At 66.8% G+C, this 20192-nt stretch carries 17 protein-coding genes and 1 pseudogene; 17 read left to right on the top strand and 1 reads right to left on the bottom strand.

The window, feature by feature from the left end; all coding sequences use genetic code 11:
* The first annotated feature begins 30 nt into the window (after positions 1-30).
* The 15 genes and pseudogenes from VKZ50_00800 (at position 31) to VKZ50_00730 (ending at position 16423) form a co-directional block, all read left to right on the top strand.
* Positions 31-646: pseudogene (locus tag VKZ50_00800) on the top strand (class I SAM-dependent methyltransferase).
* 362 nt (positions 647-1008) lie between these two features.
* Positions 1009-2193: an ArsA family ATPase gene (locus tag VKZ50_00795; protein HLJ58252.1), complete on the top strand. Its 1185-nt coding sequence runs from the start codon at positions 1009-1011 to the stop codon at positions 2191-2193.
* A complete protein-coding gene (locus VKZ50_00790) occupies positions 2183-2410 on the top strand; it encodes a hypothetical protein (GenBank protein HLJ58251.1) in 228 nt (75 codons plus the stop codon). Before VKZ50_00795 ends, VKZ50_00790 begins: the two co-directional genes overlap by 11 nt.
* Positions 2411-2919: 509 nt before the next feature.
* Positions 2920-3738: an MFS transporter gene (locus VKZ50_00785; protein HLJ58250.1), complete on the top strand. Its 819-nt coding sequence runs from the start codon at positions 2920-2922 to the stop codon at positions 3736-3738.
* Between the two features lie 251 nt (positions 3739-3989).
* Complete coding sequence (gene ubiE, locus VKZ50_00780; GenBank protein ID HLJ58249.1) at positions 3990-4781, top strand: bifunctional demethylmenaquinone methyltransferase/2-methoxy-6-polyprenyl-1,4-benzoquinol methylase UbiE; 792 nt, start codon at positions 3990-3992, stop codon at positions 4779-4781.
* 213 nt (positions 4782-4994) lie between these two features.
* Positions 4995-5597 (top strand): TetR/AcrR family transcriptional regulator, encoded by a 603-nt coding sequence (locus VKZ50_00775; GenBank protein ID HLJ58248.1) that lies wholly within the window; start codon positions 4995-4997, stop codon positions 5595-5597.
* On the top strand, positions 5584-7104 hold the full coding sequence (locus VKZ50_00770) for an isochorismate synthase (protein ID HLJ58247.1): 1521 nt from the start codon (positions 5584-5586) through the stop codon (positions 7102-7104). The genes VKZ50_00775 and VKZ50_00770 overlap by 14 nt, the downstream gene beginning before the upstream one ends.
* Positions 7101-8960 carry a 2-succinyl-5-enolpyruvyl-6-hydroxy-3-cyclohexene-1-carboxylic-acid synthase gene (menD, locus tag VKZ50_00765; protein ID HLJ58246.1) on the top strand — a complete coding sequence of 620 codons (1860 nt, stop codon included), beginning with the start codon at positions 7101-7103 and terminating at the stop codon, positions 8958-8960. Before VKZ50_00770 ends, menD begins: the two co-directional genes overlap by 4 nt.
* A complete protein-coding gene (menH, locus tag VKZ50_00760) occupies positions 8960-9850 on the top strand; it encodes a 2-succinyl-6-hydroxy-2,4-cyclohexadiene-1-carboxylate synthase (GenBank protein HLJ58245.1) in 891 nt (296 codons plus the stop codon). The genes menD and menH overlap by 1 nt, the downstream gene beginning before the upstream one ends.
* Positions 9801-10619 carry a 1,4-dihydroxy-2-naphthoyl-CoA synthase gene (gene menB / locus VKZ50_00755; protein ID HLJ58244.1) on the top strand — a complete coding sequence of 273 codons (819 nt, stop codon included), beginning with the start codon at positions 9801-9803 and terminating at the stop codon, positions 10617-10619. The genes menH and menB overlap by 50 nt, the downstream gene beginning before the upstream one ends.
* Positions 10620-11519: a 1,4-dihydroxy-2-naphthoate polyprenyltransferase gene (locus VKZ50_00750; protein ID HLJ58243.1), complete on the top strand. Its 900-nt coding sequence runs from the start codon at positions 10620-10622 to the stop codon at positions 11517-11519.
* A gap of 11 nt (positions 11520-11530) precedes the next feature.
* Positions 11531-13081, top strand: coding sequence for an o-succinylbenzoate--CoA ligase (menE, locus tag VKZ50_00745; protein ID HLJ58242.1), 1551 nt, complete (start codon positions 11531-11533; stop codon positions 13079-13081).
* 244 nt (positions 13082-13325) lie between these two features.
* Positions 13326-13460 carry a hypothetical protein gene (locus VKZ50_00740; protein HLJ58241.1) on the top strand — a complete coding sequence of 45 codons (135 nt, stop codon included), beginning with the start codon at positions 13326-13328 and terminating at the stop codon, positions 13458-13460.
* Positions 13461-13675: 215 nt separating this feature from the next.
* Positions 13676-13996 (top strand): cyclic-di-AMP receptor, encoded by a 321-nt coding sequence (locus VKZ50_00735; GenBank protein ID HLJ58240.1) that lies wholly within the window; start codon positions 13676-13678, stop codon positions 13994-13996.
* Positions 13997-14668: 672 nt separating this feature from the next.
* Complete coding sequence (locus VKZ50_00730) at positions 14669-16423, top strand: cbb3-type cytochrome c oxidase subunit I (protein ID HLJ58239.1); 1755 nt, start codon at positions 14669-14671, stop codon at positions 16421-16423.
* A gap of 427 nt (positions 16424-16850) precedes the next feature.
* On the opposite strand, the gene VKZ50_00725 is transcribed toward VKZ50_00730, so the two are convergent.
* Complete coding sequence (locus VKZ50_00725) at positions 16851-17600, bottom strand: TetR/AcrR family transcriptional regulator (GenBank protein HLJ58238.1); 750 nt, start codon at positions 17598-17600, stop codon at positions 16851-16853.
* A gap of 339 nt (positions 17601-17939) precedes the next feature.
* Between VKZ50_00725 and VKZ50_00720 the strand changes: the two genes are divergently transcribed.
* Complete coding sequence (locus tag VKZ50_00720) at positions 17940-18653, top strand: hypothetical protein (protein ID HLJ58237.1); 714 nt, start codon at positions 17940-17942, stop codon at positions 18651-18653.
* A gap of 81 nt (positions 18654-18734) precedes the next feature.
* Positions 18735-19865, top strand: a complete 1131-nt coding sequence (locus tag VKZ50_00715) for an alpha/beta hydrolase (GenBank protein ID HLJ58236.1) — start codon at positions 18735-18737, stop codon at positions 19863-19865.
* The last annotated feature ends 327 nt before the right edge of the window (positions 19866-20192 follow it).

The raw sequence follows: 20192 nt of genomic DNA, 5'->3' as shown, positions 1-20192 counted from the left end.
TGGGTCCCCCAAACGTCAAGGGAGCGCTCCATGGGCTTCTGTAGCAGTGTGGTGTTGCCGCCGCTCTGCGATCTTGTGATGCGCAGTCGGCGGCTGGTGCCGTATCGCAAGCGGGTGGTTGGCATGGCCGAGGGCGGCGTGCTTGAGATCGGCGTCGGATCGGGCGTGAATTTGCCCTTCTATACCGGTCCCGTGCGCGAGATCTTGGCGCTTGAACCGAATCCGCAACTGATCGCCCTGGCCCAGCGCTCGGCGAGCACGTGGACCGTGCCGGTCACCTGGATCGAGGGGTCGGCGGAAACCATTCCGCTCGATGACGAGAGTATCGATACTGTCGTCACGACCTGGACGTTGTGCACCATTTTCCCAGGCGGACGCTGCGCTCAATGAAATGCGCCGCGTCCTGCGGCCAAGCGGACGCCTGGTCTTCGCCGAGCACGGGCGTGCGCCCGAGGAGCGCGTGTATCGATGGCAGGATCGTTTGACACCAGTCTGGCGCCGCATCAGCGGCGGTTGCCACCTGAACCGGCCGATCGGTGCCATGATCGAAGACAGTGGCTTCCGCATGGAGCGGTTGGAGATGGGCTACATCCCCGGCCCGAAGATCATGAACTTCACGTATGAAGGCAGCGCGCTCCCCAGATAGACGCGGGTGCTCCGGTCCCGTCAGCGGACGTCACAACCTCGAAGCGAGTGTGAAAGCACCAGTCTCTTGAGACCGGCGGCAACACGAAATCGCGATTCCGTGACCGCCCGGACAATCCTCCCGACGGCGTGGCGACTGCGGCGTAGGCGGTCGCGGAAGTCAAACGATGGATGGTCATGTCACGGGTCGCGCGATGCCCCCTCCGACGACATGTCACCGCTGTCGGGGCTACCATGGAACACCGATGACACGCGCGTGAGGCGCCGGCGATCAACGCCCGAAGACGCGGTCGCTCTTCTCGGCCGGGGCCCCGCGTGTAGAGCGGGTGTAGAATAGCGAGGGGGACGAAAGGAGCTCGAAGCGTGCGGATCATCCTGTACACGGGCAAGGGGGGCGTCGGCAAGACCACGGTTTCCGCCGCGACCGCCCTGGCCGCGGCGGCCCGCGGCTACCGCACCCTCGTCGTCAGTACGGACGCCGCGCACAGCCTCAGCGACTCGCTCGACACCGCCATCGGCCACGAAGTCCGGCGGATCGGGCCGAACCTGTGGGGTCAGGAAATCGACGCCCTGCACCAGCTCGAGAAGTACTGGGGCGTCCTGCGACGGTACATTACCTCGGTGATGCGCGCCCACGGCCTGGACGATGTCGTCGCCGAGGAGCTCGCCAACCTGCCCGGCATGGAAGAGATCGCGAGCCTGATGCAGCTCACCGCGCTGGCGCGTGGAGACCGGTTCGACGTCATCATCGTGGACTGTGCGCCGACCGGGGAGACGATGCAGTTGCTGAGCTTCCCGGAGATGGCGCGCTGGTGGCTCGAGAAGCTGTTTCCGATCCAGCGGGCGCTGGTCCGCCTCACCCGGCCGGTGGTCCAGCGATTCGTCGAGATCCCGCTCCCGACCGACGAGGTGTTTGAAGCGGTCAAGGAGCTGGTTCTGAACGTGGACGAGATGCACGGCTTGCTCGCGGACCCGGCCGTGACATCGATTCGCATCGTGCTCAACCTCGAGAAGATGGTCATCAAGGAAGCCCAACGGGCCTACACGTACTTCAGCCTGTTCGGCTATGGTACCGACGCCGCGATCGTGAACCGCGTCCTGCCCCCGGATGCGGACGGCCGGTTCTTGCGGCCGTGGATCGAGGCGCAAGCGCGCTATCGGGCCATGGTGCAGGAGGGCTTTGCGCCGCTGCCGATCCTCGAGCTGCCGCTCGCCGACCGCGAGGTCGTGGGCCGCAAGCCCCTGATGGAAGCCGGCCGCAAGCTCTATGGCGACCGGGACCCAACGGCGCGACTCTATATGGGGGCGCCGCAGCGGATCCAACGCTGCGACGGCCGCTACGTGCTATCGCTCGCCGCGCCGTTCGTCGAGAAGGGCGCGGTGGACGTGTCGCAGAAGGGAGCAGAGCTCATCGTCCGGATCGGCGACTACAAGCGCACCCTCACCCTCCCCCGCACGCTCGCGTCACTCGCGGCAACGGGCGCGCGCTTGGAGAACGACCGGCTGCTTGTCACGTTTGCGAAGGAGGCAGGTGCAGATGGCCACTAAGCAGACCCGACGGTCACGGCCGCGCAGGGTACGCACGGCGGAGGGAGAGCGCATCCTGCGGACGCTTAACGAGTTCGTGCCGCCCGCCGCACGTACACATCTCCGCCAGGCCCGGCGGGAAGTGCTCCTCGCAATCCGCGACGTGCTCGACCACGCGATCGCGCGGGCGGAGACTGCGGCGCGTGCCCGGCGCCTTCGGCGTGTCCGAGTCGAATAACCGGACGGAGGCCAGGCTACCGCTGCTATCTCGTCGCGGGCCGCGAGGCCATTGGCCGGTCGTTACCCTGGATCACCAAGGTCAATTCTAAACTGGCGGCCGGCCACGAGGCGGCCCCGGGGGGGTGGGTCAATTCAAAAGCGGCGGAGGTGGGTCACCTCTAACCCGGTGTTGACACGATCCAGCGCGCCACGCAGAGAAAGGTCGCATCGAGGGGCGGTGGTAGCCTATCGGGCGGGAAATGATCTGTGGTCGGGACATCGTCCTCCTCATCGCGGCGGCTTGCGCACTCTCGCACTCAGTTGTTCGAAGATCTCCTGCAACTCGCAGCGTACTGCAGGTCCGTGACTCTGCGGTGCCGCTCTCGTGAAGATTCGGTCGGACATGAATGGTGGACGCGAGGGCTCTCCCACAGGCGAACAAATCAGGTCTGGGCTCGATGGACAGTACTATACCCCGTAGAGTAGTCTACTTTTTTGGGGAGGCGAGGTGTATGCGACACGGGTGCCGTGCTGGCGTTGCGCTCGGGCTATATCCTGCATTGGTTCGGCCCGCGGACGGTGGGGGCCATCGCGATCGGTAGTGTGGCCGTGGGGGGCGTCGTTGGGGCGCTGGCGGGAAGCTTCGGAGTGGTGCTCCTAGGCCGGGCGATCGAAGGGCTCGGTCTCGGGTTGGTCTCCGTGGTCGCGCCGACCGTGATCGCCCTGTGGTTTCCCCCCGAGTCGCGAGGCATCCCCATGGGCATTTGGGCCACGTCGGTGCCCCTCGGCGCCGCCGTGATGTTCAACGTGGCGCCGGCGCTCGCCGGTTGGGGTCGATGGCGCGCCGTCTGGTGGTTCGGTGTCGTGATCTGCCTCGTCGCGCTGGCGCTCTACCGGCTGTTTGCGCGCGTGCCGGCGTCGGCCGCCGCGTTCTCTGACACGATCTACGCGGCGCACGGGCTCGTCTGGAGCAGCCCCCTCTACAACGGGACGATCAGCGGGGCGTTCAAGAACGCGCTCGATTGGCTGCACGTGCTGGGAGACCTCACCCCGCCCTACCTCATCGACAAAATCGTCGGCTTGGTCAGCACGGCCGGTGGCGTACACCGGCTGCAGGCGGTCAACACCATGGACTTCGTCGTCCGGGCACTGCGCGGCTGGGCCGTTCCGCTCGTCGTGCCCATTCCGCGGGCGCCCCATGCGTTCGACGATGCGGGCCGGCCTCGCGATGCCCAGCTCGAGGCGCAACTGCGACAGCTCGATCACGAGGTCGCGCGCGCCGCGCGGCAGATGGCGACGCACGGCGTCTGTGATTACTCCGACCCGCTGGCCACCGTGAACGGCTGACCGTCGCGGGATCGGCGTTTGCCCGCGGCCGTCCGGATGAGCGACACGGGTACGGAGCCGTGCGACAGCACGCGGTCGTGGAACGCCCGCAGTGTCCACCCTAAATCCATGCCCCCCGAGGGAAGCGCTGCATCTCGTCCAGATCGTTGGCATGGGCCGCGGTCACCGGTCACGTTGGTGATCCGTGGCGCGGCTACACCGTGCGAACGCCCACACGCGTGACGGCTCGGTGTCTGGAGGGGGAACGGCTTGTGTCCACGGAACAGTACGGCGTGGCCGCCAAACATGCGCAGGATCCCGCCGGGGAACTCGTCGGATCCGGTTTGATCCCTGAGGACGAGAGGGCGCGGTATGTCCGCGGGATGTTCGATGCCATCGCACAGCGCTACGATCTGGTCAACACGCTGCTGTCCGGGGGCCTGCACCGGAGATGGAAGAGGGCGACCGTGAGAATGCTCGACCCGTCGACCGGTGGACGCGCACTCGACGTGTGTTGTGGGACAGGCGATCTCGCTTTTCTGCTGGCGAGACGGGTGGGACCGACCGGGACGGTGTTGGGGCTGGATGTCAGCGAGGGGATGCTCAGCGTCGCCCGCCGACGCGCCGGCGCGCTCCGAGGGGCTGGTGGCTGTTGCTTCGTGCAAGGTGACGCCGAGGCCCTGCCGTTTCCGGACGCATCCTTCGACGCGGCCACGATTGGGTTCGGGATCCGAAACGTCGGGCACGTCGAGATCGCTCTCCGGGAGATTCAGCGCGTGTTGCGGCCCGGCGGGCGTCTTGCGATTCTCGAGTTCAGCCGGCCGACCAACGGCATACTCCGAGGGCTGTACGACTGGTATTCTTTTGCGGTCGTGCCGCGATTGGGAGGTTTGGTCGCCGGTCATCGGGATGCCTACTTGTATCTGCCGACGTCCATCCGGCGCTGGCCGGACCAACCCCGATTTGCCGAGATCCTCGCTGCCGGTGGGTTCGCTGGGGTGAGATATCACAACCTACTCGCGGGCATTGCTACGATTCACACTGCTGCGCGTCCCTCCGCTTGACCGGATGGCGAGCGGCCCCCCTTGACGCGCTTGGATAACGTGGCGACCGCGTTCCCCGTTTGGGCGGAGTCGCCTGACTCCGCTTACCCATTGTTTCCTGGCTTCGACCCCGGCAGGGCGGAGTTTCACACCGGAATGTTGACAAAACCCTACAATCTCGATAAGTTTTGGCTAGACTGACGTGTCAGTCTAATTTCAGGGCGGGGGCGAACAATGAGGCGGAGCACGCTGGAGTCCGCCACTCGGGAGCGTTTGATTCGGGCCGCAGTGACCGTGTTCGCCTCGCGAGGATACCACCGTGCGACGGTCGACGACATCGTGGTGGCATCCGAAGCGTCCAAGGGTACCTTTTACTACTACTTCGCAAGCAAACAGGCGATTTTCTTAGAGCTGCTGGAACAGATGGCTGCGGCGGTGGAGGCCGGGGTCGATCATGTGATCGAGCACGAGGTTGGGGCGCTCGCGAAGATCGAGGCGGCGCTTCGAGTCGTCATGGGCGTGGCGTCAGAAAACCGGGACCTGACCAAGATTCTGCTGATCGAATCGGCCGCGCTCGGCGCCGAGTTTGAGCGGAGTCGGTTGCACATCCATCAGCGATTCGCCGCGCTCATTCAACGACATCTCGACGGGGCGGTGCTGGACGGCGCGATCCCGCCGCAGGACACGCGCACCGCGGCCGCGGCGTGGATCGGGGCGATCAACGAAGTGGCCACTCAGCAACTGGCGGTGGATGGCGACCTGACCGGACTTCTGCCGTCGCTGCGGATGCTGCTCCTGCGGAGCATTGGTGCACGATCTCGTGATGAAACCGCCTAACGGTCCCGCCGGGAACCTCGAGCTCCAGTGTGACCCCGTCTTCGTGGGCGAAACGTTGGACGGCCCCGGGACGCTTTGCGTGCAGGCAGCGGTCCGATTTCGTCGGGTCGCCGCCACGGCCGCCGTGCGGGCGCGTGCGCTCGGACGGCCCGTCTTGGCATGGCTGATGCTGCCGGTCTCTCCCGTTGATCTCGTGACCTTGTTCGACCGGGCGACCCAGGTCGCCGACACCCGAACGCTCTGGGAGGCCCCGAGCGAGCGGTTCGGCCTGGTCGGGATCGGGTCCGCGTGGACCGTGACGACCGCGGGCGCCAACCGGTTCGCGCACGCGGCCGAAACATGGCGTACCGTCATGGACCAAGCCTGCGGAGACGACTCCACCGGGGGCGGGCGAATCTCCGGCCCGGTCGGATTTGGGGGGTTTGCCTTTGCCCCTGAGCCCCCCACCGGCGGGGAGTGGCTGGGGTATCCCGCCGGCCTCCTCGTGCTTCCGCGCGTCTCGCTCGTCAACATTCGTGACGCCGGCTGGCTCACCGTCGCGGCGATGATTGCGCCTGATGGACTCGCCGTCGATCAAGATCGAGAGGTGCAGGCGTGTGTGCGGGTCTACGCTGAGGTCCTCGCCGGCGGCGCGGCGGGCTCCGGCAACCAGCCGGAGGCAGCCGACCGCTCGACGGAGGAATTTCCCTCCGCCCATGCGTGGCGCAGCCTCGTCGCGGTGACCACCGACACGATTCGCGCGGGGGCGCTGCAGAAGGTGGTGCTCGCCCGCGGGCTCCGGCTCCGTGCCGCCGGCTTTGATCCCGTTGGGGCACTGCGGACGGTTCGGCTCGAGTATCCCGACTGCACGCTGTTCGCCGTGGCCCGCGGCCGGAGGTGTTTCCTGGGCGCGACCCCTGAGCGTCTCGTCCGTCTCCACCACGGCGAGATGCAGGTGACCGCGTTGGCGGGATCCGTGCGGCGCGGCGCGAGCGAGGATGAGGATCGCCGCCTGGGCGAGACGCTGCTCCGCGATCCCAAGGATCTGACCGAGCATGCGATCGTCGTCGATGCCCTTCGCGAGACACTTTCGGCCGTGTGTGCGCGTGTGTCCGTCCCGGCGGGCCCGGTATTGCTCAAGATGCGCAACATCCAGCACCTCATGACACCGATGAGCGGTCTCCCGCGAGAGGGCACGACGTTGCTGGACCTGGTCGGTCGTCTGCATCCCACTCCGGCCGTGGGCGGCGCCCCGCGCGAGGCCGCGCTGCAGTGGATCCGTTCCCACGAGGGATGGGACCGTGGGTGGTACGCGGGTCCGGTCGGGTGGGTGGATCGGACGGGGAACGGCGAGTTTGCCGTGGCGATCCGGTCCGCGGTGGTCAGCGGTGCCGACGCGCGTCTGTTCGCCGGCTGCGGCATCATGGCGGCCTCGGATCCCGACCGAGAGTACGCCGAATCGTCGTTGAAGCTCCGTCCGGTCCTTTCGGCGCTCGGAGTTCGCGGCCAAGAGGAATCCGGGCGATGAGGGGCGCCGAGAACCCCACCTACACCTGCGTCGGCGCGCTCGTGGACGAGTTGGTGAGGTCCGGCGTGCGCCACCTGTGCCTGTGCCCCGGATCGCGTTCGACGCCGGTGGCTCTGACTGCGGCGTCCCACCCCGGGCTCCGCGTCTGGACGCTCATCGACGAACGATCTGCCGGCTTCTTTGCGCTCGGGATGGCCAGGATGCAGCGTGCTCCCGTCGCGCTGCTCTCGACCTCGGGGACGGCCGCGGCGAACTTCCTTCCCGCGGTGATCGAAGCCGCGTACGGTCGAGTGCCGCTGATTGTGCTCACGGCCGACCGCCCACCCGAGTTGCGTGACTGCGGCGCGTCCCAGACGATCGTCCAGGTTCGACTCTATGGGGCGCATGCGAAGTGGTTCGTGGACGCGGCCGTCCCGGAGGCCACGGATGTCTTGGTGCGATATGCGCGGACGCTCGCCTGCCAAGCGGTCGCGGAGGCGACGGCAGTCCCCGCGGGCCCGGTGCACCTCAACCTGCCGTTGCGCGAACCGCTGGTGCCGACGGTCGAACCGTTCGATCAGCCCGCAGACGATCGCCGTGCCGTCGCGTGCGCTGTGGGGCGGGATGACGGCCAACCGTTCACCACGGTGCGGCGCGCAGAGCCCGTGCCGGACCCCGATCTCGTCTGTGCGCTGGCCGACGACCTTCAGCGGCGGCCCAAGGGCGTGATCGTCTGCGGCCCACAGGACGATCCCGCGCTTCCGGAGGCGATCTGTCGGCTCGGCGTGGTGTTGGGATACCCGATCCTGGCGGACCCCCTGTCCCAGGTGCGCTGCGGCGCCCATGATCGAAGCCATGTCGTGGACAGCTACGACGCCCTGCTGCGGGTGGGCGCACTGGCGCCGTCGTTGACGCCCGACATCATCCTCCGCGTGGGGGGCGTCCCGGCGTCGAAGCCGCTCCTCGGGTACTTGGAACGGCACGGGCGCATCGGTCAGACGATCATCGACGGCGGCGGTGGATGGCGTGATCCCGGGCGACTCGCCTCGCAGGTGGTCCACGCCGATCCGAGGCGGCTGTGTGAGGGTGTGACCACGGAGATCGGGCGGCGCCGCACGGCGGGCTCGGCGCGCCTGCATACGGAGTTGGAGCGCGGCGAGGGGTGCGCGCCGACGCCGTGGGTGGCGATGTGGCAGCGGCTCGCCGCCCAGACCCGGCAGGCGATCACCGAGCAGCTGGGGCGCATTCACGAGCCGTTCGAAGGAAAGGTGTTTGCTGAGCTTGCGGAGCTGCTTCCCGACGGCGCCACCTTGTACGTTGGCAACAGCATGCCGGTGCGCGACCTTGACACCTTTTTCCCCGGCTCCCCGCGCACCATCCGCGTCCTCGGCAACCGCGGCGCCAGCGGCATCGACGGCGTCGTCTCCAGCGCCTTGGGAGCCGCCGCGGTGGGACGGCCGCCCGTTGTGCTCGTCCTTGGCGATCTCGCCTTCTATCACGATCTCAACGGCCTGCTCGCCGCGAAGCTGCATCGCCTGCGTGCCACGGTCGTGCTGTTGAATAATGACGGAGGCGGGATCTTCTCCTTCCTGCCACAGGCGGGCTATCCGGAGCACTTCGAGGCGCTCTTCGGCACGCCCACGGGCCTCGACTTTCGCGTGGCCGCGGAGCTGTATGGGGCGGCGTTTGCGCGTCCGCAGACCTGGGAAGCATTTGGGACGTGCGTGCGGGAAGGGCTGACCTCTTCGGGGCTCGGCATTGTGGAGGTTCGTACCGCACGGGACCGAAACGTTGTGCTGCACCGCGAGGTCTGGGGCGAGGTTGAACGGGCGCTTGCGGGCGGCCGATCGGCCCTGGCACCCGGATCGGTGTACTGATGGCGCGCATCCTGGTCAACGGCGTGCGCCTGCACGTCGAGACTGAGGGGAGCGGGCCACCCCTCGTGCTGCTCCACGGGTTCACCGGGAGCGCCGAGGCATGGCACCCGCATCTGTCCGTCTTCGCCGCGCAGCGGCGTGTCCTAGTTCCAGATCTCCTCGGGCACGCGCGGTCGGACGCGCCCGCCGATCCGCGGCGGTATCAGATCGAGCACGCCGCGGCGGATCTGCTCGCCGTGTTCGATCATTTCGGCGTCGATCGGCCGTGCGTGCTCGGCTATTCGATGGGAGGCCGGGTGGCGCTCTATCTCGCCGCGACCGCGCCGCGTCGCGTCGGCGCGTTGATCCTGGTGAGCGCGTCGCCGGGGATCCGTGACGACGCGACCCGGCGGGCCAGAGCGGTGGAGGACGGCGCGTTGGCCGACGCCATCGAGCGGGATGGTGTGCCGGCGTTCGTCGGCCGGTGGGAGCGGCACCCGCTGTTTGCCACCCAGGAGCGCCTGCCGGCGGCCGTCCGGCGCACCGTTCGCGCGCAGCGCCTCCGGCATCAAGCGCGCGGCCTCGCCAACAGCCTGCGCGGCATCGGACAAGGCGCACAGCCCGCCTTGCACGAGCACCTGTCCCGATTGCGCCTCCCGACGCTGCTCATGGTCGGTGAGCTCGACGAGCGCTACTGTGCGCTTGGGCGTGAGTTGTGCGCGCTGATACCCGGTGCGCAGCTCACGGTCGTCCCGCAGGCCGGGCATGCGGTGCAGGTGGAGCAGCCCGAGGAGTTTCAGCGGCACGTGTTTGAGTTTCTCGAACGCCTACGCGACCGAGCCCATGACGAGGTGAGCCACGATGGAGACCGCATGGCAGAAGGTCCGGGACTACAGCGACATTCTCTATGAGCGGGCCGAGGGGATCGCGAAGGTTACGATTAATCGGCCGGAGGTCCGCAACGCCTTTCGCCCCGAGACCGTCGCCGAGCTGCTCGACGCGTTTGCCCGCGCGCGCGACGACGCGGAGATCGGGGTCGTGCTCCTGACCGGCGCCGGTACGAAGGCCTTTTGTTCGGGCGGAGACCAACGCATTCGCGGCGACGCGGGGTACGTGGGCCGCGATGGGGTGCCGCGGCTGAACGTCCTCGACCTCCAACGGGCGATACGCACGCTGCCCAAGCCCGTGATCGCGGTCGTGGCCGGCTACGCGATCGGGGGCGGCCACGTCCTCCACGTCGTCTGCGACCTGACGATCGCCGCCGAGAACGCGGTCTTCGGACAGACCGGGCCGAAGGTGGGCAGCTTCGACGGGGGGTACGGGTCGGCCTATTTGGCGCGGATCGTCGGGCACAAGCGGGCCCGGGAGATCTGGTATCTCTGTCGGCAGTACACCGCCGAGCAGGCGCTCGCCATGGGGTTGGTCAATACGGTGGTGCCCCTCGACCAGCTCGAGGCGGAAGCCGTCCGGTGGGCCAAGGAGCTCCTCGACAAGAGTCCGCTGGCGCTGCGCCTCTTGAAGGCGTCGTTCAATGCCGATACCGACGGGCTCGCCGGGCTGCAACAGCTCGCGGGCGACGCGACGCTCCTGTACTACCTCTCCGAGGAAGCGCAGGAAGGGCGGGACGCCTACGTCCAGAAGCGCAAGCCGAACTTTTCGAAGTTTCCGCGGTATCCGTGATTGCACGCGCACGACGGCGTGGACGGGCGGTTCTGGCGTGCGTGGATGATCGCCGCGCGCGTTCCCACGCTCCCGGCGGCGGTGGTCCCCGTGGTGGTGGGGACGGCGGTCGCCGCGCATCGCGGGCAGTTTCGTCCGGGGTGGGCGCTCGGGGCCCTCGTCGTGGCCCTGGGTATCCAGATCGGCACGAACCTGTACAACGACGTGCTCGACTTTCTGCGGGGCGCGGACACGGCGTCGCGTCGCGGTCCGCTGCGGGTGACGCAGAGCGGGCTGCTCACCCCGAAACAGACCACCGCGGGCGCGTACGTGTGTTTTGGGATTGCGGCGCTGGTGGGAGCGGCCTTTGCCGCGCGGTACGGTTGGCCGGTGCTCGCCGCCGGGGGGCTCGCCATCGCGGCGGGGCTGGGATACACGGGCGGGCCGTGGCCGTTGGGGTATCACGGGCTCGGGGAACTGTTCGTCTTCCTGTTCTTTGGGGTGCTGGCCGTCGTCGGCACAGCCTACGTCCAGATGGGCACGGTGAGCGGACTTGCCCTTGCCGCGTCGATCCCGGTCGGTCTGCTTGCGACGGCCATTCTCGTCGTCAACAACCTGCGCGATATCGACTCCGACCGTGCGGTCGGCAAGTGGACGCTCGCGATCCTCCTGGGGCCGCATCGCACGCGGGTGTTGTATCTCGGCTGTCTCGTGGGTGCCGGCCTGGCGCCGGCCGTGATGCGAAGCGTCGGGGAGATCGGCGCGTGGTTTTGGCTACCGTGGCTGACCGTGCCGCTCGGGGCCGCGCTCGTGCGCACCGTATGGCGGCCGCCACTTGCCGCGGGCCTCAACCGGGCGCTTCGCGAGACCGCCGCGCTCCATCTCCTCTTTGGCATGCTGCTCGCCGCCAGCCTGTGGTGAGGTCGGTCGCCGTGGCCCGCGTGCGGTCGCAGGAGGAACCGTGGTCCGGCCAGACGCCCGCGTGGCTGGACGCGCGCGCCCGCGCGTTCCCGGAACGCCCGGCGTTGGTCACCGGGGCGCATCGCTGGTCGTTCGGCCAGCTCGATGCGGCCGCGAGCCGGGTCGCACACTGGCTCGCCGGCTCGGGGATAACGGCCGGCACGCGGGCGGCGGTCCTCATGCGGAACGGCGCGTCGTTTGTCGCGACCACGCATGCGCTGACGAAGCTCGGCGCGGTCATGGTGCCGCTGCACGCGCGGCTCACGAAGCCCGAACTCGTGCGGCAACTCGACGGCGTGGGCGCGACCGCGGTGATCTGTGACGGCGCCCTGGCGGCGCTCGGCCAGGCGGCGGCTCTGCCAACCGTGCGTGCGCTCGTTGCGGAGGAGCCCGAGCCCGAACCACATGATCGAAGCGGCGGGGGCGCGCTTGGCGAGGGACTCCCGTGCCCGCGCCTGTCTCTGTCGTCGATCCAAGGCATTGTGCACACCTCCGCCACCTCGGGGACGCCCAAGGGGGTGCTGTTGACGTACGGGAACCACTGGTGGAGCGCCGTGGGCGCCGCGCTGCATCTCGGGCTGCAGCGCGACGACTGCTGGTTGGCGTGTCTGCCGCTCTCCCACGTCGGCGGCCTGGCGATTCTGTGGCGCAGCGTGATTTACGGGGTGCCGGTGATCCTGCACGACGCGTTCGAGCCGGACGTCGTGAACCGCGAGATCGATGACGGGCGGGTGACCCTGATCTCGCTGGTCGGCACGATGCTGCAGCGCCTCATCGACGCGCGCGGGCAGCGGCCGTTTCCGCAGCGCCTCCGAGCCATCCTGCTTGGCGGCGGGCCGATCTCACCAGGCCTGCTTGAGACGTGCGTGCGACGCCGCATCCCGATCGCGCCGACCTACGGGCTGACGGAGACGGCGTCCCAGGTCGCCACCCTGGCGCCCGAGGACGTGTCGCGGAAGACCGGGTCCGCCGGCCAAGCGCTGTTTCCAACGGAGCTCCGGATCGCGGCTTCGGGGCGACGCCGGACGGCGCCGGGGCAGGTGGGCGAGATCCTCGTGCGGGGCCCTGTCGTCATGCGCGGGTACGACGGGCGACCGGGCGATGCTGCACAGGTCTTGCACGGCGGCTGGCTGCACACCGGCGATCTCGGGTATCTCGACGCCGACGGGTACCTCTATGTGGTGGATCGCCGAACGGATCTGGTGGTGTCCGGGGGAGAAAATGTTTATCCGGCGGAGGTCGAGCGCGTGCTGCAGAGCCACCCGGCGGTGGAGGACACGTGCGTCGTCGGCGCTCCGGATCCCCTGTGGGGACAGGTCGTGGTCGCCGCTGTCTTGGTGCGTGCCCGTCCGCAGACGAATGCGGACGAGCTCAAGGCGTTTTGCGCTGAACGACTTGCCATGTACAAGGTCCCCAAGCATGTGTGGTTCGTTGACGGGCTTCCTCGATCGGCCGGGGGGAAGCTGCTTCGCTACCGCGTGCGGGAGCGGATGGCCGAACTCTTGCGGCAACGACGTTCGTAACGAAGTTGCCCGGGACCCCGTGTGGATGACCCGCCTTCACGGAGACTCATGACGGGTTGCATCGATGTCGTTACCGCGAGTCGGCGGGATCCACAGATGGACCGGCTGGGGCATCCTCGCCCATAAGGGTGGGCGTTCCTCTCATCTTCTCTTCCCGCCGTGATCGTTACCGCATGGGGCCGCGGACGAGCTCCTGGCTCGTCGTGGACTTCAGCGCGTCGTTGACACCGTATTGGGAATCCAAGTGGAGATCGACAAAGCCGATGACGTCCGCGATTTGGACCTGCCGGATGACGCCGAATTGAAACGCGGTCTGGCACTGTGCACGTGCTGGAAGGTGCCGGCGGGGATGGTCACCGTGTCGGTGCCGAGGGTGTGACGGTCGTTCGCCTTCTACGGCGATGCCAAACGCGATCCACGTAGCACAGCCGAGAATGCCGAGCGGGCCCGTTCACGCGCCACGATGGCCGCTGACGGAACAGTCGATTCAGCAGTGTGGTCGAACGGTCCAAGGGTCAAGAACTTCTTGGGGATGCGCGTCGTTGCTACAGTAGGGGGACGCCAGAGCGCCCAGTCGGGGGATTGGTGGGGCCAATGGGTGATGGCCGCAGCTCGGCGGGGAACGGGAAGAAGCTACTCCTTATTATCGCGTCACACGAGGATGCGTCCCAGGTGCTGGACACCTTCGCCCACAGCGACATTCCCGCGACGAGATTCGGTTCGACAGGTGGAATCTGGCAGGTAGGAAGCGTGTCGATTCTCTCTGGCGTCAACGCGGACCAGGTGGATCGCGTCATCGAGGTCATGCAACAGATCTGCGAAGCCCATCAGGGACGGCGGCGTGCCCCAACGTCGGCGCAGGAGCACAGGATGGTGGTGTTTGTTCTCGATGCGACGAGGATGGAACGCGTTTAGGCGCACATTCACCCTCACCCTGGGAGTACCTGGGTGAGACATTCTGTGTCCCCCCTCGAGGTAAGCGCCCGCGAGTGCGGGAGGGAGGAAGACGCAGGTTGGCCGATGGTTTCGGTGGCGTAGGGAAGGCGCTGTTGCCAGCAGGGCCAGAGGACGCGGAGCCAGGCGCGGGCGAGGACGCGGATGGCATGCGGATGATCGCAGCCGCGGGCGCGCGCCTGCTGGTAGATGTGCGCGGCCCAGTGCGAGGCGTGTCGCGAATGGTCGGCAACCGTGGTATGCGTGAATCGCAGGCGCTTATTACACGTCCAGCGGAAGGTGACGCCACGGTGTTTTCCGCAGGCGCGCGCGACCGGGAGGACCCCCGTTTCGGCGGCGAGATGGTCGTGCGAGACCGATCCGCCCCCGCGGGCCAACAGGTCGGGGACGGAGCGGCGGCCGGAGGAGCGCGGGTGGGCGAAGAAGGCGGCCGCGCGACACGGCGTATGCTTGATGCCGCTCTCGCATTCGCAGGTTCTCACGAGGTGGTCCAGCCGGGGCCCGCCCGGAGCGGCGACGCGAGGCGAGTGAACGGAACCCGGGGATAATACCGTAGGTCTTCAGAGGAAGATGAACATGCCCGCACCAGCGGTCGGCATCATCGCAGCCAGCGGTACGCTGGAGGAGCCCTGAATGGATGCGGTCACGGTCCACAGACCCGAGCTCGTCCACCATGCCCATCCGACAGAAAGCTTCATCCGCCACTACATTTTCAGCCTCGATCACAAGATGATCGGGAAGCAGTACTTCCTGACAACGATGTTCATGGCGCTGGTCGGCGGGGCGATGGCGATGCTGATGCGCGTCCATCTCGGGTGGCCCGACAACGGCGTCCTTAGCCCGGAGCAGTACCTGCAGGCGGTGACGATGCACGGGACGATCATGATCTTCTTCTTCCTCACGGTCATGCTCACCGGCGGCCTCGGCAACCTGCTGATCCCGCTCATGATCGGCGCGCGGGACATGGCGTTCCCATTCCTGAACATGCTCTCGTACTGGACGTTCGTCCCGGGCGTCATCACGATCCTGGCGTCGTTCTTCGTCCCCGGCGGGCCGGCCGGCAACGGGTGGACCTCCTATGCCCCGCTGTCCGCTCTGCCCGCGGCTGAAGGCGGTGCCGGGCTTGGCCAGACGCTTTGGATCATCGCGATCCTGTTCGTGCTGATCTCCTCCCTGTTTGGCTCCCTCAACTTCCTCACGACGATCCTCAACCTCCGGACGCGCGGCTTATCGATGGGCCGTCTCCCGCTCACGATCTGGGGGATGCTCGTCACCGGGGTGCTCGCGCTGCTCACGTTTCCCGTCCTCATGGCGGCCCTCGGCATGTTGCTGTTGGACCGGCTCACAGGCACCAGCTTCTTTGAGCCCACGAACGTGCTGATCGGCGGGCAGGCCAGCCCGCATCAGGGCGGGGACCCGCTGCTCTGGCAGCATCTCTTTTGGTTCTTCGGGCATCCGGAAGTGTACATTCTGATCCTCACACCGATGGGCATTGTGTCGGACATCATCTCGACGTTCTCTCGGAAGCCGATCTTCGGCTATAAGGCGATGGTGTTATCGCTGTCGGCGATCGGGTTTCTCAGCTTCCTCGTGTGGGGCCACCACATGTTCGTGAGCGGGATGCACCCGCTGCTTGGCGCCGCGTTCATCGCCTCGACGATTATCATTGCGATTCCATCGGCGATCAAAACGTTCAACTGGTGCACGACGCTGTGGCAGGGCCGAATCTACTTCACCACCGCCATGCTGTTCGCGGTCGGCTTCGTGTCGGTGTTTGTCACGGGTGGTCTCAGCGGCATTTTTCTCGCCGTCGCGCCGGTGGACATCTACCTGCACGACACGTATTTTGTCATCGCGCACTTCCATTTCGTGATGGCCAGCGCCTCGCTGTTCGCGATTCTCGCGGCCACGTACTACTGGTACCCGAAGTTCTTCGGGCGCGTGATGAACGAGACGCTCGGGAAGATCCATTTCGCGCTCACGTTCCTTGGCATCTACGGGACGTTTTATCCGATGCACTTCATCGGTCTCCACGCGAACGACCGGCGACTGTACTCGACCGAGGCCTACCCGTTTCTCTCCCACACGGGGCCGATCGATGTGTTCGTGTCGCTGAGCGCGTTTGTGCTTGGGTTCGCGCAGCTGTTCTTCATCTTCAACTTCTTCTGGAGCCTCCGGCACGGGCCGGCGGCCGACACGAACCCGTGGCGCGCGAATGGTCTCGAGTGGACGACCGCCACGCCACCGCCTCACGGCAACTGGGAGGGCGAGCTCCCCACCGTCTACCGGTGGCCGTACGATTACAGCGTCCCCGGCGCGAAGGAGGACTACATCCCTCAGACGGTGCAGGACGTCCCGGTCGCCGCGGGTGGCGGCGGTGAGGACTAACGCGGCCGGCGACGGCAGGAGGATACATGATGCCGACACAGGTACTCGTGCGGCAACGCCGCGGCGTGGGCGGCCGGGACCGAGGGCCCGCCGACACCGGTCACACAGATGGCGCGTGTTCTGCGGTTGACGAGGCAGATCAGCCGGCAAGCCCTGCACGTCCGGCGCAACAGTCGCCACTTCGGGCGGCACGTGCGGGACCATGGTTCCGCGGATGCAGCGCACGCGACCGCGCTCGCGGCACCAACTGCAGCCGACAACACGCGTCATGACCCAAGCCCACGCCCGTATCCAGGGCACCACGTCCATTCCGGGTCGTGAGCGTGTTTGATCCTGAGGTGTAGTGCCCCATGCGATGGTCAATCCGCGAGACTGCTATACTTTGTGAGCAGTAGTGCATGCCCCCTTCATACGGTTCCGGCTGGCGTTAGCCCGGCTTCTCCATCCGGAAGTGCGCCGTGTAGATCGGGCTCAACAACGGTGCGCTCGAGCCCTCAGGTGATTTCTTCCTTGCCAACGGCTTCCGCGGCCTGGCCCCCTCGGGCTCGGGATACAGGTTGAGGAAGGCTGCCGTAGCATCGCGAGCCCTTCGTGCGATCTCGCTCGCGCTCGGACGAGCGATCACACGAAGGAGCAACCCCAAGATCAGATCACCCCAGAGTAATCCGGCGAACTGTTCCGTCATCTTAACGGGATCGCCGCCAAGAAGCCTCGCTGACCGAGCTTTGGTCATGATGTCCGTCAAGGCGGCCCGAGTGATCTTGCGGGCAGCGGAGTCCAGGATCTGTGCGACCTCGGGTGCGCGCACGGCCTCGGCAATCGCGAGCCGGAACACGGCAATGACGACAGGATCGCTTACCTCGCTTACGAGGCGGACCCCAAAGGCAGTAAGTCCTTGCGCCAAACTCTCTCGGTCACGCGGCTCGGGCAGGCCAGCGGGCGCCTTGAGGCGTTGCGCCCGCGCGCTGATACACGCTGTGAGCATTCTCTGCTTGTTGCCGACCAGTGCATAGAGCTCTCGTTTCGAAACGTGCGCGCGCGTGGCGATCTCGCGCGTGCTGGTGTCTGCGTAGCCACGCTCCATAAAAGCTCCGAAGGCCGCGCTTAGAATCCGCTGCCGGACCGAGTTGTCGTCATCGTGTGTCCCGCGCGACTCCGACGCCTGCCGTGCCGCCATCAAAAATCCCCCCTTGACATGGTACCAGCCGGTACCGTATCATCGCGTTTATGGTACCGTCTGGTACCAACCGGCAACAAGTGTAAAGGAGGGAATCGTCATGGTCAAGCCTATTCTCGTCAGCGACAAATTTCCCCGGCACCGGCTCGCCTGCCGAGCGGCACGCGCTCCGCTCACCCGCAACCGTGTGACGGCCGCATTGGCCAGCGCAGCATCAAGTCGCGCGGTGCGTCGGGAGGCCCGGTAGCGCGAGATCCTGCATGACCTGTCAGCGGTCCAGACGCTGGGTGCGAGATTCGTACGGGGCGTCATCGAAACGCAACAACAAGGAGGAGATCCATGTTAGAGGTCATTGGCGCGATTGTTTATCCGGCACTGTATGCCGTGCTCATCGGCGTTCTGCTGGGGTTTGCACCCGCCCGCCGATCCACGAAGCTCGCCCTCGCTGCGGCCGCGGCGCTATGGGGTGTCATCGTCGTCACTATTGCCGGCGTCGGCCTCGGTGCTCCCGGGCCGGTCCCGATTCCCGTGCTGGCATTCGCAGTCTTCTTTGCCCTCCTGTTCATCGCGTGGGGTGCAGGCCCGCAATTTCGGAGCGCGTTGCTCTCGGTGCCACTTCCGGCGCTCATTGCCGTGAACGTTGGCCGGCTCGCGGGAATCTTGATGGCGACCTCGGCCGCGCAGGGGCGGGTCTCCGCGCCGTTCGGGCCGGCCGCAGGGTGGGGTGACGCCTTGACGGGTGCCTTGGCGATTCCGGTAGCGGCGATCGCTGCGACAGGGTCGAAGAACCGCGGCTGGGTCTTGGCCTGGAACGTTCTCGGTGCCGCCGATCTGATCGACGCGGTTACGCTCGGCGCGCTCTCGGCGCCCGGCACACCGTTTCGGGTCTTCACGGAAGGGCCGGGCACAGCGGTGATGGGCGCTTTTCCGTGGATCGTGGTCCCGACGATGCTCGTCCCACTCTATCTCCTGGTCCACTTGACGATCGCCGCAAAGATTAGATCCGAGGAACGTGCGCCACGGGCCGTGCTGCCAGCGCGCTCCGCGACCTGAAGGTTGCGGCGAGCCTAGCATCGCTCACGCACCTCAACACTGGCCGCCGCACCGACCGCGGCCTTCACAGGAGGTTGAGAAATGATCCGTTCCGATACGATGCACATGATAGCCGCCGAACAAGTCGGCAGGATGCCGTCTGCGCAAGCCTGGTTCGCGGGCGGTGAGCGCGTCGGCTATGACCCCGGGGCTTGTGCCATTGTTGATGCCCAAGGCGCGCCCCTCCACGTCTTCTTGAGGTGGGAGGGAGATCTCGCCCACGCTGTGTCCTTCCTGCCGGGATATCCGGATGGCTCGTTTGGATGGGCCACGGTTCTCCCCCATTTACCGAGCGCGGCCGAGATGCCGAAGCTTTTCGTCGAGTATGTCGGTATGGGCGACAGCGACAAGCCCAGGGATTATGCATATTCCACCGCGGAACGCACCGATCTCGTCGAAACGATCTGGCGGGATTTTGGTGTCCGATCGACGACGCTGGTCGCCTTCGACTTTTCCTCGCTTGTCGTCTTGGAACACCTGCAGCGCCGGTTTGAGCGCTCCGAGCGGGCCGAACCCGCGGGCGGCCCGGAAATACGCGGCGTGTTCATCTTCAATGGCGGGCTCTTCGCGGACGGGCACTCCCACCCCTGGTACACGACGCCGATCTTGCGCCGCCTCCCCAACGGGGCCCGCCGCGGTCTGGGGCGTTCCTTCACGCTGTTCAAGATGATTGCAGGGGTGATGTGGTCCAAAGGCTATCAGGTAACGGACGCCGAGGTCCGCGAGCTCTATAGCGCCATGGACCGCCACGATGGCCTATTCTACCTCGCCGCCGCAGCGGGCTTCGTGGCCGATCATAAAGCACAAGGCGACCGACTCGACCTCGGCCGCCTCTTCAAAGCGTATCGCGATCAGTTCCCGTTCCTGGTGGGGGGCAGCGACGAAGATCCGTTTGAACACCGGCAAGTCGACCTCGCGCAAGAACGGCTGGGCAAGCTCGGGCTCCAGATCGAGCGTGTGCCAGGCGGTCATCTCAGCACCCACGAGCAGCCGGAAGCCTTGGCTACACTGATCGCAAAATTCGCGCACGGACTTTCCACAAAGGAGTCGGCCATGCTGCTCCAGGGCAGCGCCACACAGGATGAAAACGGCGGTCATGGTGGAAGCAACGATCTGCAGCGGGGGAAGAGAGGTCGCGTCTCCCTGGTGCCGAGAGCCCGTAAAGGAGTCTGACCCCGACGATCCGGAGCACCACAGATTGTTGCCGCCTTCGGGCGAGCACGCGGAGGAGAGTCCCTCCATGACGGATCGTCGCGAACCGCTGCAGGGAGGCTAGGGATGGCCGGCGTGCGGGTCGTGTACGAGCGGTGCGCGGGATGTGACGTGCACAAGGCGCGCCAGGCGCAAAGCTCGCGGAAGGGAGGTGAAGGCGGAACATAGCGGGCGAAGCTCGGTGTTCCCAGCAGGTGCAATTCCTGCCTCGGCAAGGGTTAGCCACCCACCGGGAATCCATCCTTGGGCTGGCGGCGGTAACGCCGGCAGTTAGGCGTAGGAGGAGCG

Source organism: bacterium (assembly GCA_035295165.1).
Classification (GTDB): Bacteria; Sysuimicrobiota; Sysuimicrobiia; order Sysuimicrobiales; family Segetimicrobiaceae; genus JAJPIA01.
Note: the sequence above shows the minus strand (reverse complement) of the source record. Positions and strands in the feature narration are given on the sequence as shown.

Excerpts from the sequence above, each read along its gene's own strand:
- VKZ50_00790 (HLJ58251.1), top strand. The coding sequence starts at position 2,183 with ATGGCCACTAAGCAGACCCGACGGTCACGGCCGCGCAGGGTACGCACG.
- VKZ50_00775 (HLJ58248.1), top strand. The coding sequence starts at position 4,995 with ATGAGGCGGAGCACGCTGGAGTCCGCCACTCGGGAGCGTTTGATTCGG.
- VKZ50_00770 (HLJ58247.1), top strand. The coding sequence starts at position 5,584 with ATGAAACCGCCTAACGGTCCCGCCGGGAACCTCGAGCTCCAGTGTGAC.
- menD (HLJ58246.1), top strand. The coding sequence starts at position 7,101 with ATGAGGGGCGCCGAGAACCCCACCTACACCTGCGTCGGCGCGCTCGTG.
- menH (HLJ58245.1), top strand. The coding sequence starts at position 8,960 with ATGGCGCGCATCCTGGTCAACGGCGTGCGCCTGCACGTCGAGACTGAG.
- menB (HLJ58244.1), top strand. The coding sequence starts at position 9,801 with ATGGAGACCGCATGGCAGAAGGTCCGGGACTACAGCGACATTCTCTAT.
- VKZ50_00735 (HLJ58240.1), top strand. The coding sequence starts at position 13,676 with ATGGGTGATGGCCGCAGCTCGGCGGGGAACGGGAAGAAGCTACTCCTT.
- VKZ50_00730 (HLJ58239.1), top strand. The coding sequence starts at position 14,669 with ATGGATGCGGTCACGGTCCACAGACCCGAGCTCGTCCACCATGCCCAT.
- VKZ50_00725 (HLJ58238.1), bottom strand. The coding sequence starts at position 17,600 with ATGGCGGCACGGCAGGCGTCGGAGTCGCGCGGGACACACGATGACGAC.
- VKZ50_00720 (HLJ58237.1), top strand. The coding sequence starts at position 17,940 with ATGTTAGAGGTCATTGGCGCGATTGTTTATCCGGCACTGTATGCCGTG.
- VKZ50_00715 (HLJ58236.1), top strand. The coding sequence starts at position 18,735 with ATGATCCGTTCCGATACGATGCACATGATAGCCGCCGAACAAGTCGGC.